We start from the raw sequence: 19,474 nt of genomic DNA on the forward strand, positions 1-19,474 counted from the left end.
TATTGTTCCGATAATAATCGGAACAACGGTCAAAACGTGGCACTCAAACAAACCGATCCTCAGGCACGCAGCACAGACACTCTGCCGGACATGAAAGAAAACGCCGCGCGCGCGGCTGCTTTCCTGAAAACGCTGGCCCATGAAGGGCGGCTGATGATCTTGTGCCACCTTGGTGACGGTGAAAAATCCGTGGGTGAACTTGAGAATTTGCTTGAGTTGCGACAGGCCGCTGTCAGCCAGATGTTGGCCCGCCTGCGCGAAGAAGGGCTTGTTTCGACCCGCCGGGAAGGCAAGGCGATCTACTATTCCCTGCGGGATGGGAACACGGAACAGGTGATTGGTCTGCTCTACAAACTGTTCTGCGCAGAAGACAGCTGATCGCTTAACTGGAGACGTAGCCTGCGATCACCTGAAGCAGCTTGAAGGCGGTTGCAGCGTCGTTCTCGACAACGGCAAGGAATTCCTCTTCACCGATGCGCAGGCAGGAAAGCTGAGTTTCTGCCACCATGCTCAACGCGCGCGGCTCTTTGCGGATCAATCCCAGCTCTCCGACCAAAGCACCCGGCCCTACTGTGGTAATCAGCTGATCCGGTCCTTGGTCCTGTGGCAAGTACAGACCGGCCTCACCTTCAAGCACAACATAGGCACCATCGGTTGGTTGATCGTCTTTCAGGAACACCACCTGCCCCGGCTCGGCTTCGAACCAGCGTGCACCAAAGGCCAGCAGACGCAACTGCCGCCGGTCCAGACCCGAAAACAAAGGGGTTTGTTCCAAGGCTCGCAATTTTCGCGCCAGGTCTGCTGATGCTGCGCTGTCTTCTTCCACGTCGACCGGTCCTCCGTCCGAGACCACACGACCTTGCCGGATTTCCACGTACATGTCGAATACATCGGGATTTTCGAACTGATCGTTCAGGTAGATGACAGTTGTTTCAGGCAGCAACTCTCGGAGTTTCTTGTAGACGGCCACCTGCGTTTTCATGTCATAGCTGGCCAAAGCGCTTTCCAGGATCAGGATGTCCGGTTTTTTGATCGTGGCCCGGGTAAAGGCCAGTGGCTCTGCAAACACTGCGGGCAGGTTCTGACCACCCAAGGCCACCGGCACGTCATAAATCAGTTCCGTCACCAATGGCCGCGCACCGTTTTCGGCCAGCACATCAACAATCAGCTTACGCGCCTCATCGGAACGGGCACCGCCAATCTGACTGACTTTTCCGAACAGCGCATTTTCCATGACTGTCAGCCCCGGCGCGTAAACTTCGGGGTCCAAAGGAACAAAGACATCCTTCAAACGCTCCATCAGCTTATCAGAGTGGCTGTGCCGCAGTTCGAGGATACGGTTCTTCAGTTCATCAGTGAACGCAGGCCCGATCTGTTCGGCCGAAATTACAAACGGCACAGCCAGCATATTGGCCAGCTGTTCATCATCCAGCCCCGCCGAGCCTTCCTTGCGCGTGTGTTCCACCAAATCCACGGCGGCTTCATAAGTCTGTGCATCCAACCCAAGCTTGCGGAACAATGGGTGATCCGTTCCGTCAAGGCCAAAGATCTGGCGCAACATCTCGATCACGTCGCGGGTCAATGCGATCAGTGTTTCATCCAGGCCCAACTCTCGCAATTGGCCCAGAAAGACCTTCTGTTCCACCAGTAAGGCGTGGTTCACCGGCACACAGGGCGTGGCAAACAGCAGGTTCTCGGCCACAGGCAGGGCCGGGTTGTACAGGTTACGATCAAAAATCAACGCTTGTTGTTCAAGCCCCGCATCCTGAACAGCCTGACGCACAGTCGGTCGCAGCTGGACGAGTTTATGAGCCAGTTCACAATGCTCGGCTGCGTTGAAGGTTTGTTCAGCACCGCGTTGAAACAGGGCCGCGCCCGAGCCCATGCCGTCGATCAGTTGCAGCCACCAATCGCGCAGAGCGGCCGCGTCCTGAAGTCCGGCCAAAGACGGATCAAGCCAATCCGCCTTGAACGGATCGGAACTGTTCCCCGCCCGCAAGGTTTCTGCGAAATCGGGATCATCTGTACTATGTGCCAAAGGACGGAACCGCATCGGCATCATCACATTGTCACCTAGCGTACCCTGAAACATGACGGGGCGCGACGTGGCATACCCGATACGTGCGGCTACGACGCCTTGATGCAATTCGGCCAGGTTGACCTCGCCAATCCGAACCGTGCCGCCAGTCGGCAAGATTTCACGCGTCAACAGTTCCGCAATTGCCCGTCTGTCTTCTTCGCTGGGTGCCGAAATGCCGACTGTCTTCCCGCCGGGAAAGCTGAGGTTCAGATCGTCCAACACCTGATTGCCGTCCATGTCCCGAACCGAAACATGATCCAGCACTATGTCGCCGTTCAGATGAGGGCGTGCGTCAGCTTCTCCCTCAAACAGGGCTTCGTCCTGCATCCCACCTGGCGCAAAGCGGTCAATCACCACGTCCCAACGCAGGGACATATCCTGCGTCTGGTTGTAGTAAGTCAAAAGCTCTTTCCAAGGTGAGCTCAGGTCCTTGTAGGCTGCAAGCGCTGCAACCAGCGCCCCCAGCGAAACCGAGCCTTGCAGCACCAGCAGACCACCGATCAGGTAGAACATGAATGGCGTCAGTTGAGAGATGAAGTTGTTTATGAATTTCATAAAAAACTTCTTCTGGTAGATCTCGAACCGGATGCCGAACAACCGCCCCAATTGGTCGGAGATCATCGCCCGGCGATACCGCCAGCCGCCATTTGTGCGCAGTGTCGATGCCCCTGCAGCGTTTTCACCGATTTGGGCCGCAAGCACCCGCACTTCCTGAATACGCTTTTTGTTCAGCAGGTTGATCTGGCGTTGCAGCTTAGGGATCAGCCACGCTTGCACCGGGATCAACGCCACAGCGGCCAAACCAAACCAAAAACTCTGCAAAAACAGAAAGGTCAGGATCGTGATCATCTGACCGGCCTGCAACACAGGCTGGCTGATCGCGTCCCCCATCAACCCGCCCATCGGCTCGCTTTCAGCGGTGATCATCGACACCATCTCACCCTGGCTGACCCGCTCGAAATAGGGTTGCGGAAAGCGCAATGCGCGGCTGATCAACTGATAGCGAAAGCGTCGCAGCATCCGCTCGCTCAGCACACCTTTCATGGTGTTGATGCGCATTTTCATCAGGCCATGCCCCAACACGGCCGCTAAAAACGCAAAGCACAGAATGACCAGAAAATTCGTCTGCGACATCGTATAGCCCAAGATGGTCACTTCCGGGTTGGGTGCACCAATCGCGTCGTTGATAATGCGCTTTGGTAGTTCCAGCGTCAGGTACAGCAGCGGGAACAACGTTGCTGTCACGGCCAGCAAGATCAGCTGGTCGCGTTTGGAGTACTTCCAGATAAAGCGGAAAATCGTTCGTTCTATGGAACCTGCCCCTGCTGCTGACCGACGACGCGGTTCAGATGTTATCCACGCAAATTCAACAGCATGACTCTACTGCCATCCAGACACAATTAGCAATTTTTTTCCCGATTACGCGAATTCTTAAGCTTATGTGAACTAGTTCATTTACGTATGCCCATCTAATTGCCTAGAGTGGTTAACAGGACGATATCGGGAGGGTTCTTTTGACTGCCAGTTTTGGCGCAGTGTTCCTTATGCTTTGCTTGCTGCTTGTAAAGCATATGTTCGCTGACTTTTACCTCCAGACACCGAAGATGCTTGCTGGACGTGGTGAGTATTTTCACTTGGGACGCGCGCAACATGCTGCTGTGCATGTCGCGGGCTCTGTCATTGTGTTTGCTGTGTTTGGTGCGCCCCTGACCTTCATTTTAATCGTCGCCGCGCTGGAATGGATCATCCACTTCAATATCGATTTCGTTAAAGCCAGTTATTCCGACAAGAATCGCCTGGAACCTTCCCAAGCCGCATTTTGGCGCGCAGCCGGGCTGGATCAATTGATGCACAACCTGACATATGTGGCGATGGTCTGGGCCTGGGTAACTTTCGCGGCAACCTGAGTCAGGCTACGCCGCGTTTTCTAACTCGCCTGCCCGATAGGCCTGCAACCACATTCTGTCCAGCGCATCAATCTCTGCCGGGTCGAACTTGTGCTCGACCTCCCAATACCGGCCCGACTCGACAGAATAACCCAAGTCTTGCTCGGCCTGCTGAGCTGCACGCATTCCGATTGTATCGACAAGGGGCAACGCAGAAAGGTTCGATAGACCGGTTGAGGGGAATACCAAACGGCTAGGCTCACTGGACAGCCTTACAGTTCTGCACCCTTGTGCGGCTGCAAACAGCCCAAGGCGTGCAGATTTGGCTTCAAGCGAACGCAATGTCACATCATCTCGCAGCGGGTCCGCTGCTCCGGTTCCGTAGAAATGGGTCTGCCCTGAACCTGAATACACCATATCGCATCCAAAGAACGCCATTACAGCCGGGTTCAAAGCCGACAACGCCCAATACCCAGCGGTAAAGGCCATGGTTCCGCCTGCATAAACGAATCCACCATATTCGTTCTGTCGTGGGACGTAATCCTTCGCCGTGACGATACGTTGTGTGGGGCCGATATCCGTTGGGCGTCTTTCAATTGGAAAGTCTTCGGGATGGATCAGAAAGTCCCAATCCTTGCGAATGCGCCAAGCGTTGTTGATTGCGACGACATGCGTGAAAGACTTGCGAGACCAAGCCCGTGCCTCCAACGCCGAAGGGGCACTGCCTAGGATCAAAACTTTGGTCTGTTTGTCAGTCATAGCGGGGCCACCTTCGTTGCCAGCCCCGCATGACGTAGAGCATTTGTGGCCCGCGACTAGCCCAGCACCGAGAAACTGCTTTCTTCGTTGATCGGGCGTTTGCGGGAATAGAAGCCCACATCAATGTTCCGCTTGATATAGGGCAGCTCGAACTGCAGCGGCTCTGCATCGTGGTCGGCACCACCTTCACAATACGAGATTAGAGCCGTCATCATCTTACCCGCAATCGGCGCGTTCTTATACTGGTTCCCGCTGGAACCGCACGCCATGTAGAACCCCGGAAGACTGGATTTGTCATAGATCGGAATCCAGTCGGTGGACGCATCATACAAGTCAACAACTCCCCGCGTTTTCGATGGGATGCCAAGACTGGGGACACGTTGCGCATAGCGCATCGCCTGCGTGGTCCATTGGTCAGTGAACTCACGGTTATAGTTCACGTCGTCCTCGCACCACTGATGCGGATCACATTCCGGGTCTTCTGATCCGACAAGGATATGGTTTCCATGTTCCGGGCGACAATAACAGGCGATGTCGCTGTCCGAGACGATGGTTCCGTCATTTTCAAAGTCGAACCCTTCCGGGGCCGGGACGTGTACAACCTCCTGCCGCAAGGGCCGGGTTTTGATGGTCATGTCGCCCAAAACACCCGCCATCTCGTTTATGATCGCCGAACCCGGCCCCGCAACGTTGACGACGACCTTGGCGTGGATTTCCTCGCCCGAGGCCAGTTTGACGCCGGAAACGCGCCCGCCCTCGGTCAGGATTTCAGTAACTTCAGCGCCGGTGTGCACCTCGGCCCCATGCTGTTTCGCGGCATCCATCAGGTTCTGCGCAGACAAGGCCGGGTCGGTGACATACCCCGCTTGCGGCCAATATACACCCCCGGTCATCTTCCGCCCGTTGGACTGGCCAAACTCGGGATCATCCATACGACGCGCCGGGGCAAAGCTATCCAACGAATAAACCGGCAGGCGCTCGACGACTTTCTCAGCCGACCATTCCTCAAAGGGGCAGTCCAAATCCGACGAATTGCGCATGTGCTTTTCCAACATGCCGTTTGCGTCGGTCTTCATGACCAGACATCCCGTTTCAAGGAACTGGGCCAGATTTGCATCTTCGGGCAGACCCAAGTAGTCGGCCCAGTCCCGCCAATAATGGTAGCCTTCCCAGGCAAAGGCGGTCCCGTCGAAGGTCGAGTAATGCATCCGGATAATGGCGCAGGACCCTGCGGTAGATCCGTGACCGACCTGAGTGTTACGGTCCAGTGACAACGTTTTCCAACCTGCTTTGGACATCTCGAACGCGATTGCCGCGCCGATCACCCCGGTGCCGATAATGATAGCGTCTGGTTGACTCATGTCAGTTCTCCTTTCCAATAACGCATTGAATATGCGCTGAATTCTTCGACTTCTTCAGATTTCGGCTTAACGCCCGTGAAGGCATAGAGGTAATGCGGAACCATAGAAACTCGCGTCTCTATGGGTTCGTTCAACTGCGCCAGATCGTAACCAATCTGCATGTAATACAACACGCGTGCGCGCGTCTCGGATTCGATGTCGGAATAGCCATAGCGGGCAAACATAGCGTGCAGCGCCTGAAGCCTCCGTGCATCGGATTGGTCAAGCGCTCGCCGCACTTTGCCGGATTTACGCGCCCAGTCACGAACGGCAAAGTCCAGCGCAGTATCGAACAGTTCTGTATTCACCACGCACCGATGCACGTTGCAAACAGCTGCCGTGATCGTCTCGGCCGGGGCTTCGGCCTGAGCGACCAATGCTGCGGTGTTGGTCGCCTGCCAACGGGCCAGAAGTGCATCCAACAATTCCTGCCGGGACTTGAAATACCAGTAGAAAGATGATCGCGATACAGCCATCCGTTCGGCCAGGTTCAGAACCTTGATCTGGTCCACGCCGTCCGAAATCAGCACATCCATCGCCACGTTCAGCCAGTCGTCACGCGTGACCTTGATGTTGCCGACCAGAGGTTCGGCTTCGGGGTCATCGCGATGAAGGACAGGTTTGGTATTCATTCAACTCTCCGGCGGCGCACCGCCCTCGGCGGTTCGGCGATCGATGAAATCGTGCAAGGCACCCAATTTGTCACCATCAACTGTTGGAGCTTTGAAGTCATTCAGAATGCCCTTCCAAACGCCAGTCGCCCGATGGTTGGCATCTACTGCACCTCGCTCGGTCCAGGTGCCAAAGTTTGCATAATCGTGCAGATGCGGTTGATAGAACTCTGTGTTGTAGCGTTCCATGGTCTGGCTTGAGGCAAAGAAGTGACCGCTGGGTTCTACTTCACGCAAGGCAGTATCAAATCCGATCTCGGCCGCGCCCGCTTGCGCGCCCGCGCAAAGTTCGGCCACCATGTTCAGGACCTCGGCATCGCAGACCAGTTTTTCGAAAGATACGGTCAGACCACCTTCCAGCCAGCCAGCAGAGTGGATGATCACGGTCGCCCCGGCCATCAAGCACCCCCACAAACCAAACTGGTTTTCGTTCGCGGCCTGCACATCGTTGATGTTTGACGCTGATCCTGCAGCAGACCGCCAAGGCAGTCCAAGATGCCGCGCCAGTTGCCCCGCCGCCAGGGACGCCTGGAAATGTGACGGCGTTCCGAACGCAGGCGCACCGGATTTCATGTCCACATTGCTTGTGAACGTTCCATAACAGACCGGAGCACCGGGCTTGGCCAACTGCGTCAGGGTCAAAGCGGCAAGCGCCTCGGCATGGGACAAAGTGATCGCCCCTGCCACCGTGATCGGCGCCATCGCCCCCATCAGGGTAAACGGTGTGATGATCGACATCTGACCATGACGTGCAAAGTCGATCAGACCTTGCGCCATCGGAATGTCCAACGTGCGCGGGCTGTTGGTGTTGATGATAGTGTAGCAATGCGCATTGCCCCGGAATTCATCATCCGAAAGGCCACGGGCTGTGGACAGCATCTCAAAGCAATCCATCACCTGCGGCGTGCCACGCGAGAAAAAGAACGGGAACTTGTCCGTTAGTTCCATCTGTGCCTGTGTCGTAAAATAGTGGCGCAAATGGGTTGGAACGTCCTGCGGCTCGACCTGAGGCGAAATCATCTGGAACACATCGAAATGATGCGTAAGCTTCAGAAACTCCAGATAATCCTGCCCTGTCGCGGGGCGACGACCGCGTTCAAGATCGGTTGCGTTCGGCGCGCCCGCGCCTGGTTGAAACACCAGCGAACCCAGTTCAAGCGTGAAGTCCCTCCGCCGCGCTCCGGCTCGACAATCAATAGATTTGGGGGCCGAGGCCACCGCGGCCTCGATCATTTCGCGCCCAATGAAGACCATTTCACTGTCTTCGTCTACGCGCGCGCCACCTTGTTTGAAAAGCTTGCGCGCCTCGGGCAGCAGGACCTTTACGCCCAATTCTTCCAACGTACGCAACGCGGTTTCATGCATGTCCGCAATTTGCTCTGCAGGAAACACTTCCATTTGCGGGAAAGGGTTCTTGAGCTGGCGATAGTTCACATCGCGGCTGGGTGGCGGGGCGGCCTCAGCCCCCCGTCCACGCCGCCTGCGTCCTCGGTCCTGAGCGCTCATGATCAGCCTCGCATCGCTTTGCCTTGCGGGTCATAGGGCGACGGCGCAACCACGCGTGCCGACCGTTCCACACCAACCACATGGACGGACAGTTCAGTGCCCGGCTCAGCCTTGTCGCGGTCAATCAGGGCCATCGCCAGCGATTTTTCGGTGTAATGCCCATAGCCACCCGAGGTCACAAAACCGACGCGTTCACCATTGGCCCAGATCGGCTCGTACCCGCTGGCATCCGCATCAACCGCATCGATTTCCAGCGTCGCCTGCACCTGTGCCGGACCATTGCCATCACGTTCGGCCAGCGCGGCCTCTTTACCTACAAACTCTTTTTCCCAATCGATCCAGCGATCCATGCCGGTCATGCCGGGTGTATAGGCTTGCGTGAACTCCGCTGACCAAATGCCAAAGCTCTTTTCCAACCGGGTCGACCCCATGGCGTTGAAACCAACCTCGCGAATGCCTTCTTCGGCACCGGCCTCCAACAAGATACGGCGCAGCTTGATGTGGTCGCCATAGCGGCAGTTGATCTCGTACCCTTTTTCGCCGGTCACCGACATACGCGCCACGCGAGCCCGAACAAGGCCGATGTCAAAATCGCCGCAGCCCATGAACTTGAGGCCCGAGATGTCCTGTTCCGCCAGCTTCTCGACGACGGCCTGCGACTTCGGGCCGACCACGGCAAAGCCGCAATACTCCTCGCCCAGATCGCGCAGTTCGACCCCTTCAATCATGTGATCGTCGAACCAGCGCATGTGCCAGGCGCGCAGATAATAGCTGCCCATGATCCACCAGGTACCGTCGCCCCAGTTCAACACGGTCAGGTCACCCTTGAGCCGCCCATCCTCGCCCAGCATTGGGGCCAGTTTCGCGCGCCCCGGGGCAGGCAGTTTCGAGGCCATCACCCTGTCTAGCCACGCTTGGGCGTTCGGCCCGGTGACTTCAAACCGCGAAAAGCCCGAGATATCCATCAGGCCCACACCCTCGCGGATGGCCTTGCACTCTTCAGCCACGATGTCATGTGCATTCGAGCGCTTGAGCGTCGGCGCTTCTTCGAACCCTTTTGGTGCAAAGTACAAAGGCACCTCCAGATCCCAACTAACGCCCCATTTGCAGCCTGCTTCTGTCATTGCGTCATGTGCCGGGGCCATCTTGAGTGGACGGCCTGCGGGAAGCTGTTCGTTCGGATAGGTCATCACAAAACGACGGGAATAGAACTGCCCTGTGGTTTCGCGGATATAGCGTTTGTTCTGTGCATAATCGCCATAACGGGCCACATCCATGGACCAGGCGTCGGCCTCGGGCTCACCATGGATCATCCATTCGGCCAGCGTCTTGCCAACGCCACCCCCTTGAAGGAAGCCCGCCATCACAGCGCAAGCCGACCAATAGCCACGCTTGCCGGGGACAGGCCCGACCAGAGGATTACCATCAGGTGAGAACGTAAAGGCCCCATTCACCCATGTCTTGATGCCAACGTTTTGGATTGAGGGGTAACGCTCAAAGCCCAGGGTCAGTTCGTTCTCAATCCGGTCGAGCTGTTCCTGGAACAATTCTTCACCGTAGTTCCAGGGCGCGCCATCCATGGCCCAGTGCTCGTGATCAACCTCGTAAATGCCGACCAGAACACCTTTTTGGTCCTGTCGCATATAGGTGAACCCTTCAAGATCCACGGTCATCGGCATCTCAAAATCGGCGGCGGCAACTTCCGGCACCGTGTCGGTGATTAGATAATGGTGCTTAAGCGGCGACACCGGCAGCTCGACCCCGGCCATCCGCCCGACCTGCTTGGCCCAAAGACCCGCAGCGTTCACAACGTGTTCGCAAGTGATCGTGCCTTTGTCGGTCACAACCTGCCAGCCATCATCGGTCTGGATCAGTTCTTCGACCTTGGTTTCCTCGTAATACTCAGCGCCGCGTTTCTTGGCTGCTGTTGCATAAGCCTGCACGGTGCCGGTTGTGTCGATATACCCTTCACGATCCGCCCACATGGCCCCGATAACGCCATCCGTCGACATGATCGGGCAGCGTTTCTGTGCCTCTTGCGGGGTCAGCAATTCACAATCATCGATGCCGATGGACTGGAAAATACGGTAATTGGCCTGCAACCACTCCCACCGTTCAGGCGTTCCGGCAAGGGTCAAACCACCTGTCATGTGCAGACCGATATTCTGGCCCGACTCCTTTTCGATCTCGCTCAGAAGGTCGATGGTATAGGCCTGCAATGTCGCCATGTTCGGGTCAGCGTTCAGTGCATGGATGCCACCTGCCGCGTGCCAAGAAGACCCGGATGCCAATCGCCGCCGTTCGAGCATAACAACATCGGACCAGCCGAACTTGGCAAGGTGATACAGAACCGAGGCACCGACAACTCCGCCCCCAATGACCACAACGCGATACTGAGATTTCACCCGAACCTCTCCCAAAACAGAATCTGCGGAGACGCTAGTGACACTGTTCACTTCTGTCTAGACATTTCTGTACAGTCTAGGTCAGCAGGAAACCGCACCCAAAAAACGTTTACTACAGGCTGGCGCTGGGGCGGGATTTTATGTTTTCAAACCATGCAGTTGTGGCGGCGTTACCCTCGGGAATTCGCATTTTGATCACCCGCGAAAAATCCACAAACACAAAGGCCGAAATATCGGCGAGCGTAAATTCATCCCCTGCTAGGAACCGGCTTTCCGTCAATCGCGCTTCCAAAAGATCGTAAAACCGCGCCACACGATCTTTTCCCCGCTGCGCCAGTTCCGGGATCTGAGCATAGTTGGACGGGCCGGGAATGGCGCGGTCTTTGAAAGCCGGATGACTGTTGCGCAGCGTTTCGGCGATGGGCAAACCACCCTGCTGCTCGACGATCGCATTCCACATCAGAACCAGACCTTTTTCATCCGGGGTTCGCCCCATCAAAGGAGGTTCGGGGCAACGCGCTTCAAGATACGCGGCAATTCCCATGTTTTCGGTCAGAACTGTGCCTTCATCGGTGACCAGTACAGGCACAGTGGCGCGTGGATTGATGGCGCGAAACGCCGCGCTCAATTGCTCGCCCTTGGCGATCGAGACTTCGCGGGTCTCGATCTCAAGCCCTTTTTCCGCAATGAACATGCGGGCACGCCTGGGGTTTGGGGCTGTTGAGCAGTCGTAGAAAATCATGCTGGCGCCCCTTTTTGGTCAGCGACGGTAAATGAAACAGCGCCCCTCGACAGCGCCTTCGGGCAGCGGCATCTCCGTCAGCCCTTGGAAATACATACGGTCACTTGATACCATCAGGCCACCCGGGGCTAGCAATGGCTCGATCAGCGGCGACACGAATCGTGCAAATTTATCGTTCTTTTCGCGGTTGTGCCCGCCCAGATCCGCATGGATCAAGCTTGCGGTCGCACCAAACCGGTCAACCGATGACGGCAAAGTCTCGCGCACATCACCCAGAATTACTCGATCCTCGGGTGGGGTCGAATCCGGGTGCGAGGCGACCGCGCGTTCGAAAACGTAAACTGGACGCTCATCCATATGCTGCAACAGATGGTGATAAGTGCGCCCATTGCCCAGACCCAGTTCGAACACCGGACCGGCCATGCCTTGGGTATGCGCAATGGCAAAATCCAGACAGGCACGCTGCGACACCATGCGGTCGATGAACAGATCCAGACGGCTTTGATTCTCGGACACCGGTAAATATCTCCTTGATACCAATCGAAAGCATAGATGCGTCCGATGCGGCCCTAGATGACAAATTCTCAAGACTTTGTGTAGCGATGAAGCCCAAAGTTTCACATTTCCGCGACATTTCAGCATAAGAACGGGTTTGACTAGACGGGCGGAACCGCGCGACACTGATGAAAAAATCACGGGGAGTTGAAACAACCGATGTTACCTATTGGCCAAACGGGTAGAAAACCCGCATGAGCGCGTTGTTGTCCGTCAGAAACCTGAGCATTGGCTTTGGTACGGGCAATTCCGTGGTCACGGATGTGAACTTCGACGTCGAGGCCGGCCAGACGCTTGCACTGGTGGGTGAATCTGGATCGGGCAAAACAATCACATGCCGGGCCGCTTTACGTATTCTACCCCGCTCTGCACAGATCCGCAGCGGCACAATAACTCTGAACGATTCCAAAGGGATGTCGGAACTGACATCGATCTCTGAACGCGAGATGCGCAACATTCGTGGCAATCGGGTTTCGATGATCTTTCAGGAACCCATGCGCTCGCTCTCGCCTTTGCACAAGATCGGCAATCAGGTCAGCGAAGTCCTTTGGCTGCATCGCGGGTTGTCCGAGGCTGAAGCCCGGAAACAGGTTCTGACCCAGTTTGACCGCGTGGGCTTTCCAGATCCGCAACGTGCCTATGACTCGTACCCGTTCGAGCTGTCAGGTGGCATGCGTCAGCGCGCCATGATCGCCATGGCAATGGTATCCAAGCCCGAACTTCTGATTGCGGACGAGCCGACCACTGCGCTTGACGTAACGACACAGGCACAGGTGCTTGGCCTAATAAAGGAGTTGCAACGCGAGACCGGCATGGCGCTGATCCTTGTCACCCATGACCTCGGCGTGGTTGCCAATATGGCCGAGCAGGTGGTGGTCATGCACAAGGGCCGCATTATGGAATCTGGCCCCGCCGCACCGATCCTGACCGCTCCAGCACATCCCTATACCAAACAGTTGTTCGACGCTGCGCCTGCAATACCAGATCAGGATGCCGTAGGGATACCCATGCCTGACGAAGATCTGATCCTTCAAATGAAGGGTGTGTCCAAGACCTATACGATGAGGTCCAGCAAGGGGTGGCAGGCCGACAAGGCCATTTATGCCTGCCGCGGCGTGGACCTTAATCTGTCGCGCGGAAAAACGCTGGCCATTGTTGGGGAAAGCGGATCAGGCAAGACAACGGCCGCCCGCATTGCTCTGGGGGCAGAACTTCCGGACCCCGGCGGCGAAGTCCTTTTCCGCACCGCGCCTGACGCTGACCCAATCACGGTACACAGCATGACGCGTGCCCAGCGCACGGCGTTTCAGCGAAAAGCGCAGATGGTGTTTCAGGACCCTTACAGTTCGCTGAGCCCCCGCATGCGTATCCAAGACGCAATGACCGAGCCGCTTGAGATCCACAAGATCGGCACCGTGGCTGAGCAGCGCGAGAAGGCCGCCGAGATGCTGCAGCGCGTTGGCCTGACAGAAGACATGCTGAAACGCTATCCCCACGCTTTCTCCGGCGGGCAACGGCAGCGCCTTTCAGTGGCCCGCGCCATGATGCTGGACCCGCAGCTGATTGTTTGTGACGAACCTACGTCGGCACTGGACGTCTCGGTTCAGGAGCAAATCCTGACCTTATTGGAACACCTGCAAGACAGTCTGAACCTGTCTTATCTGTTTATCTCGCACGATCTGGCCGTTGTCGCCCGGATCGCTGATGAAGTTGCCGTCATGCGGCGCGGCCTGATTGTCGAACAGGCCCCGCCCGAAACGCTTTTCTACAATCCGCGTCACCCTTACACCAAGGCGCTGATTGCCGCTCAACCCGAACCCGACATCAACCGTCCGATTGACCTTCAAATGGTCTCTCTGGGCGCCGGCGCGCCGGACAGTTGGGAAGAAGCCTTCCGTTTCTCGGACACCGTGATACCTTCATTGGTGGAATTGGAACCGGGCCATAAGGTACGTTGCCATGTTTAAGACCACTCGCCCCCTGATCCTGGCCGCAATACTGGCCCTTTCGGGGATGCTGCCCGCGACGGCAGAAACCCTTCCTGCTCCTCAGGAAAGCACCTTCTGGAGCTCTGAGGTTGAGGCCGGCAATCTTCCGCCTGTTGAAGAACGTCTTCCTAAGGAACCGCTGGTTGTTGATCTGGCCGCCAAAGGTCGCGAATTCGGAACGCAAGGCGGCACCCTGCGCACGATGGTGACGCGGTCGAAAGATATCCGCCAAATGGTCGTCTATGGCTATGCTCGCCTTGTCGGGTTTAACCAGGACTATGAAATTGTGCCCGACCTGCTGGCCTCGTTCGAGAACGAAGACAATCGCAAGTTCACCTTGAAACTGCGGGAAGGGCATAAATGGTCGGATGGCTCACCCTTTACGTCAGAAGACTTCCGCTATTGGTGGGAAGAGGTCGCCAATAACGAACTGCTCAGCCCCTCGGGCCCGCTTGAATTCTTAGTTGTCGAGGGCAAGCTACCTACTGTTTCCTTCCCTGATGAAACGACGGTGATCTTCGAATGGGAAGATCCCAACCCGGACTTCCTGCAAACGCTTGCCAATGCCCGGCCGCCCTTTATCTACCGACCGTCCGCCTTCCTCAAACAGTATCACGAGAAATACGCCGATCCCGAGGAACTGGCGTTTCTTGTTGAGGACGCAAGGGTCAAAAGTTGGGCCGCGTTGCACAACAAGCTGGACAACCTTTACAAGTTCGACAACCACGAACTGCCGACATTGCAACCTTGGCTGAACGCAAGTTCGGGTAAAAAGATCCGCCACAACTTCGTACGCAACCCCTATTATCACCGTATCGACAGCAACGGGGTGCAACTGCCTTATATCGATGTGGTCGAGATGGAGATTGTGGCCCCCGGCCTAGTCGCCGCCAAGACCAACGCAGGTGAAAGCGATCTGCAAGGTCGCGGGTTGGCCTTCCGGGACGCGTCGATCCTTAAAAAAGGCGAAGCTCAAGGCGGCTACAAAACACTGCTCTGGAAAACCGGCGTAGCGTCCCAAGTTGCGATCTATCCGAACCTCAACTTTGTAGATGACGTCTGGCGCGACGTGTTGCGTGACGTTCGCGTTCGACGCGCTTTGTCGCTGGCAATAGACCGCAATACAATCAATCAGGCTCTGTATTTCAAACTGGCGCGTCCTGCGGCGATGTCCGTGCTGCCCGCATCGCCTTTCTACAGTGAAGAGAACGCCGCAGCCTGGGCGCAATACGATATTGATCAGGCCAATGCCCTGCTGGACGAAGCTGGTCTGACTCAGCGCGACAAAAATGGCATCCGCCTGTTACCCGATGGTCGCCCGATGGAGTTGATCATCGAAACCGCCGGTGAACGACAAGAGGTCGAGAACGCCCTGCAAATCGTCACCGACAACTGGCGCGAGATCGGGGTCAAGCTGGTGATGCGTCCTCTGGACCGCGACATTCTACGCAACCGCGTGTTTGCGGGCAACTCGATGGCGTCAGTTTGGTTTGGATGGGATGATGGCATCCCGCAGGCACATACGTCCCCTGCCTATCTGGCGCCCACCGATCAGGTGTTTCTGGCCTGGCCCAAATGGGGTCAATATTACCAGACAAAAGGCGAAGCTGGCGAAGCCCCCGACATGCTCGAAGCTGAACGCCTGATGGAGCTGGCCCATGATTGGGAAATCGCCACAAGCGATGAAGAACGCATGGCTGCCTGGACGGAAATGCTGAAAATTCATGCGGACCAACTGTATGCGATTGGTATCCTGAACGGCGCGCCCCAACCTGTCGTTGTGTCAAACCGTCTGCGCAACGTACCGGAACAGGCTATGTGGGCATGGGAGCCCGGCGCGCATTTCGGTATCCATCGCCCGGACGAGTTCTTTTTCGCCGACTAAGCAGGAGCAGCAAAATGGTCATGCTGCGCTATGCGGTGTATCGATTCTTCACGATGCTGCTGACGCTGTTGGTGGTCTCTGTTCTGATTTTCACAATCATCAACCTGCCGCCCGGTGACTACCTGAGCAACCAGATTGCCGAGCTTCAGGCCTCGGGCCAATCTGCCGGTGTCGCCAAAGCCGAGTTTCTTCGCACGGAATACGCTCTGGATCGTCCCATCTGGGAGCAATACCTGATCTGGATGGGGTTCTGGCCCGGACCGCACGGCTTTTCTGGATTGATTCAAGGGAACTATGGCTGGTCATTTGAATTTGACCGACCTGTTTCAGAAATTGTTGGCGATACGCTTTGGCTGACAGTCGTCGTCAATCTGGCCGCAATTCTGTTCGTCTATGCAGTTGCGCTTCCGTTGGGCGTTATAGCGGCTGCACGGTCGCGGACGTGGATCGACTATACCTCGGCCTTTGTCGGATATTTGGGCCTGGCCACACCGAACTTCCTTCTGGCTCTGATCTTGTTCTACTACGGACACCAGTATTTCAACCTGCCCATCGGTGGCCTTATGGATCCCAAGTTCGAAGGCGAGCCGATGAGTTGGGACAAGCTGAAATCCATCCTCATTCACTTGATCGTGCCAACCTTTGTGATCGGCACGTCGGGGGCCTCGGCCATGATGCAGCGCCTGCGGGCAAATATGCTGGATGAGCTTGGCAAGCCTTATGTCGAAACTGCGATTGCCAAAGGTATGGCCCCTTCGCGGATGCTGACCAAATACCCACTGCGCGTGGCGTTCAACCCTTTCGTGGCCGATATCGGCAACCTGCTTCCGTCAATGGTGTCAGGCTCGGTTCTGGTTTCTGTTGTTCTGGGCCTGCAAACCATTGGCCCGACCCTGCTGACGGCTCTGAAAACACAGGATCAGTTCCTGTCGGCCTTCATCCTGATGTTTGTCGCCTTGCTGACTCTGATCGGTACGATGATCTCGGACATTCTACTGGTGATGCTCGATCCGCGCATCCGTTATGAGGGGCGCGAAGCATGACCGAACGTCCCGATAACCGCTTTGTCGATGACGCGCCTTTTGACCCGCAGGCGTCTGTTCAGCAGCTCGAACGCGCCGATCTGGACGCACCAAACTGGGTGCTGGTCTGGCGCAAGTTTCGTACCCACAAGCTAGGCCTGATCTCAGGCATCTTCCTGCTGTTGTGCTATCTGATGTTACCGTTTGCCGGGTTCATCGCACCCTATGGACCCAACGACCGCAATGGCGAGCACCTCTATGCCCCGCCCCAATCGGTTCACTGGTTCCATGAGGGTGAGTTTATTGGCCCTCATGTGTATCCGATCGTTGCTGAAGCGGATCTTGAGACATTCCAGTGGAAATTTGTGCCCGACACAGACGACCCACGCCCCATCAGGTTCTTTTGCGAAGCGTCAGAATACCGTCTGGCCGGGTTCATACCATCCGACACACATCTGTTTTGCGCCCCCGAAGGCGCCACCCTGTTCCTGTGGGGGTCTGACCGACTGGGGCGCGACATCTTCAGCCGCATCCTCTATGGCGCGCAGCTTTCGTTGACGGTGGGTTTGATCGGTATCTCAGTATCGTTCTTCCTGGGCATCTTGTTCGGCTCGATGGCGGGCTATTTCGGCGGGCGCATCGACTGGACGATCAACCGCGTGATCGAAATTCTGCGTTCGTTACCGGAACTGCCTTTGTGGCTGGCGCTGTCCGCCGCCGTACCATCGAACTGGAGCCCTGTTGCGGTCTTCTTCATCATCTCGATCATTCTGGGCATACTCGACTGGCCTGGCCTGGCGCGTTCTGTTCGCGCCAAGTTTCTGTCACTGCGTGAGGAAGAGTATGTGCGTGCAGCTGAAATGATGGGCGCGAGCTCGGGCCGGGTGATCCGCAAGCACCTGCTGCCAAACTTCATGTCGCACCTGATCGCATCGGCCACGTTGTCGATACCAGCCATGATCCTGGGTGAAACAGCACTTAGTTTCCTTGGGTTGGGCCTGCGAGCGCCTGCCGTCAGTTGGGGCGTCATGCTAAATGATGCACAGAACCTCGCCTCGATCGAGATTTACCCGTGGACGGCCATCCCGATGCTGCCGATCATCGTGGTCGTGCTGGCTTTCAACTTCCTCGGTGACGGGCTGCGCGACAGTCTGGACCCCTATCAGCAATGAGCCTTCTCGCCAACCTTCCTGCTGCAGACAGCTATCGCAGAACGGGTGACGGTGCGCTGCCAAGTGCTTTCGCGGTATCTGAGATGGCGACAGCCAGCTTTGCGGCGGTTGGTCACGAAATGGCCCGGTTGATGCAAGCGCTCAACCTGTCGTCTGCTACGCCTGAAATCAAAGTCGATCACCGGCTGGCATCCCTTTGGTTCGGCTATTCTTTCAAACCAGACGGTTGGGAAATGCCAAGCCTGTGGGATGCGGTCGCGGGCGATTACAAAGCCTCGGACGGATGGATCAGGTTACACACCAACTTACCTCGCCATCGGGCGGCTGCGCTGAAGGTTCTTGGTACTCCGCCTGATCGCGCGGCCGTCGCAACTGCCGTTAAGTCATGGTCCATAGCGGATCTCGAAACCGCAGTGGTGGCAGAAGGTGGCGTTGCCGCTGCCATGCGCAGTCGAACCGAGTGGCTGGAACATCCGCAAGGCCGCGCCGTGTCACGTGATCCACTGATTGGCTGGCAAGGGCCGCGCTATGTCAAACTACGCGACAGGCCGCAGGCAACGGCCGAGCGGCCCCTGTCGGGACTACGCGTGCTTGACCTGACACGTGTTCTGGCCGGTCCGGTCTCGACCCGAACTCTGGCCGGTTTCGGCGCCGAGGTTCTGCGCATCGATCCTCCGGATTGGGATGAACCGGGTGTGATCCCAGACATCTCGCTCGGGAAACACTGCGCTTATCTGGACCTCAAATCAGACGATGGGTTGAAACGGCTGCAAGAATTGCTGTCTCAGGCGGACGTATTTGTGCACGGGTATCGACCGGGCGCATTGGAGGCTTTGGGTCTGACGCGCGCCAAACGCGACGAATTGGCTCCGAACCGGATCGAGGTCACTCTGGACGCATATGGCTGGCAGGGACCATGGTCCTCCCGACGCGGCTTTGACAGCCTTGTGCAGATGAGCGCGGGCATTGCCCATACCGGCATGGGCTGGGCGCAGGCGGACAAACCAACCCCCTTGCCGGTTCAGGCTTTGGATCACGCGACAGGGTATTTGATGGCAGCCGCTGTTCTGTCCGCCCTGTCAGAGGCCGCCGCAGGTAATTCGATCATGCACGCCCACCTGTCCCTTGCACGCACTGCCGAGCTTTTGGCCGTGCTCGGCAAGGACGATGCCGAAGCTGCACCCATCAGCCCAACAACCGCAGACTACAATACAGACCCCGAACCCTCCGGCTGGGGGCCCGGCCAGCGGCTCAAACCAGCGCTCCAAGTCGGTGGGGCATCTATGCGTTGGGATCTGCCAGCATCAAAACTGGGCACATCCAAGCCTGTTTGGCCCTTTACCGCCTAGGCACCCAACCGTCGCGCGGAACGCGCGGCCCACGCTTTGTGTCGCGTCTAGCCA

The 19,474-nt window shown here is 56.9% G+C and carries 15 protein-coding genes; 7 read left to right on the top strand and 8 right to left on the bottom strand.

Annotated elements, in window-relative coordinates:
* Positions 1-90: 90 nt before the first annotated feature.
* Entirely contained in the window at positions 91-378 is a 288-nt protein-coding gene (locus tag GOV90_RS06020) for a helix-turn-helix transcriptional regulator (protein WP_171094487.1), read from the top strand.
* A gap of 4 nt (positions 379-382) precedes the next feature.
* Here GOV90_RS06020 and GOV90_RS06025 read toward each other — a convergent pair whose 3' ends face one another.
* On the bottom strand, positions 383-3,379 hold the full coding sequence (locus GOV90_RS06025) for a cyclic nucleotide-binding domain-containing protein (protein ID WP_171094489.1): 2,997 nt from the start codon (positions 3,377-3,379) through the stop codon (positions 383-385).
* Between the two features lie 245 nt (positions 3,380-3,624).
* Here GOV90_RS06025 and GOV90_RS06030 point away from each other — a divergent pair, with 245 nt between their 5' ends.
* On the top strand, positions 3,625-3,987 hold the full coding sequence (locus GOV90_RS06030; protein WP_171094491.1) for a DUF3307 domain-containing protein: 363 nt from the start codon (positions 3,625-3,627) through the stop codon (positions 3,985-3,987).
* A 6-nt stretch (positions 3,988-3,993) separates the two neighbouring features.
* Here GOV90_RS06030 and GOV90_RS06035 read toward each other — a convergent pair whose 3' ends face one another.
* From GOV90_RS06035 to GOV90_RS06065, 7 genes are all read right to left on the bottom strand, one after another.
* On the bottom strand, positions 3,994-4,725 hold the full coding sequence (locus GOV90_RS06035) for a hypothetical protein (protein ID WP_171094386.1): 732 nt from the start codon (positions 4,723-4,725) through the stop codon (positions 3,994-3,996).
* A gap of 56 nt (positions 4,726-4,781) precedes the next feature.
* Positions 4,782-6,086, bottom strand: coding sequence for an FAD-binding oxidoreductase (locus tag GOV90_RS06040; protein ID WP_171094387.1), 1,305 nt, complete (start codon positions 6,084-6,086; stop codon positions 4,782-4,784).
* The gene (locus GOV90_RS06045) at positions 6,083-6,757 is read right to left on the bottom strand and encodes a TetR/AcrR family transcriptional regulator (RefSeq protein ID WP_171094389.1); all 675 of its coding nucleotides are present in this window, start codon (positions 6,755-6,757) and stop codon (positions 6,083-6,085) included. The genes GOV90_RS06040 and GOV90_RS06045 overlap by 4 nt, the downstream gene beginning before the upstream one ends.
* On the bottom strand, positions 6,758-8,302 hold the full coding sequence (locus GOV90_RS06050) for a trimethylamine methyltransferase family protein (RefSeq protein ID WP_171105827.1): 1,545 nt from the start codon (positions 8,300-8,302) through the stop codon (positions 6,758-6,760).
* A gap of 2 nt (positions 8,303-8,304) precedes the next feature.
* Positions 8,305-10,707 carry an FAD-dependent oxidoreductase gene (locus GOV90_RS06055; protein WP_171094393.1) on the bottom strand — a complete coding sequence of 801 codons (2,403 nt, stop codon included), beginning with the start codon at positions 10,705-10,707 and terminating at the stop codon, positions 8,305-8,307.
* A 112-nt stretch (positions 10,708-10,819) separates the two neighbouring features.
* A complete protein-coding gene (locus GOV90_RS06060; RefSeq protein WP_171094395.1) occupies positions 10,820-11,449 on the bottom strand; it encodes a glutathione S-transferase family protein in 630 nt (209 codons plus the stop codon).
* An 18-nt stretch (positions 11,450-11,467) separates the two neighbouring features.
* Positions 11,468-11,965: a class I SAM-dependent methyltransferase gene (locus GOV90_RS06065; RefSeq protein WP_256367898.1), complete on the bottom strand. Its 498-nt coding sequence runs from the start codon at positions 11,963-11,965 to the stop codon at positions 11,468-11,470.
* 233 nt (positions 11,966-12,198) lie between these two features.
* On the opposite strand from GOV90_RS06065, the gene GOV90_RS06070 reads away from it, so the two are divergent.
* From GOV90_RS06070 to GOV90_RS06090, 5 genes are read left to right on the top strand one after another with little or no spacing between them, the layout of a single operon-like run.
* Positions 12,199-13,971, top strand: coding sequence for an ABC transporter ATP-binding protein (locus tag GOV90_RS06070; protein WP_171094399.1), 1,773 nt, complete (start codon positions 12,199-12,201; stop codon positions 13,969-13,971).
* A complete protein-coding gene (locus GOV90_RS06075) occupies positions 13,964-15,877 on the top strand; it encodes an ABC transporter substrate-binding protein (RefSeq protein ID WP_171094401.1) in 1,914 nt (637 codons plus the stop codon). Before GOV90_RS06070 ends, GOV90_RS06075 begins: the two co-directional genes overlap by 8 nt.
* Positions 15,878-15,891: 14 nt before the next feature.
* Positions 15,892-16,920 carry an ABC transporter permease gene (locus GOV90_RS06080; RefSeq protein ID WP_171094404.1) on the top strand — a complete coding sequence of 343 codons (1,029 nt, stop codon included), beginning with the start codon at positions 15,892-15,894 and terminating at the stop codon, positions 16,918-16,920.
* Entirely contained in the window at positions 16,917-18,071 is a 1,155-nt protein-coding gene (locus GOV90_RS06085; protein WP_171094406.1) for an ABC transporter permease, read from the top strand. The genes GOV90_RS06080 and GOV90_RS06085 overlap by 4 nt, the downstream gene beginning before the upstream one ends.
* Positions 18,068-19,420, top strand: a complete 1,353-nt coding sequence (locus tag GOV90_RS06090) for a CoA transferase (protein WP_171094408.1) — start codon at positions 18,068-18,070, stop codon at positions 19,418-19,420. The genes GOV90_RS06085 and GOV90_RS06090 overlap by 4 nt, the downstream gene beginning before the upstream one ends.
* The last annotated feature ends 54 nt before the right edge of the window (positions 19,421-19,474 follow it).

The sequence above is a fragment of the Ruegeria sp. HKCCA5929 genome (genome assembly GCF_013034525.1).
Lineage (GTDB): Bacteria > Pseudomonadota > Alphaproteobacteria > Rhodobacterales > Rhodobacteraceae > Ruegeria.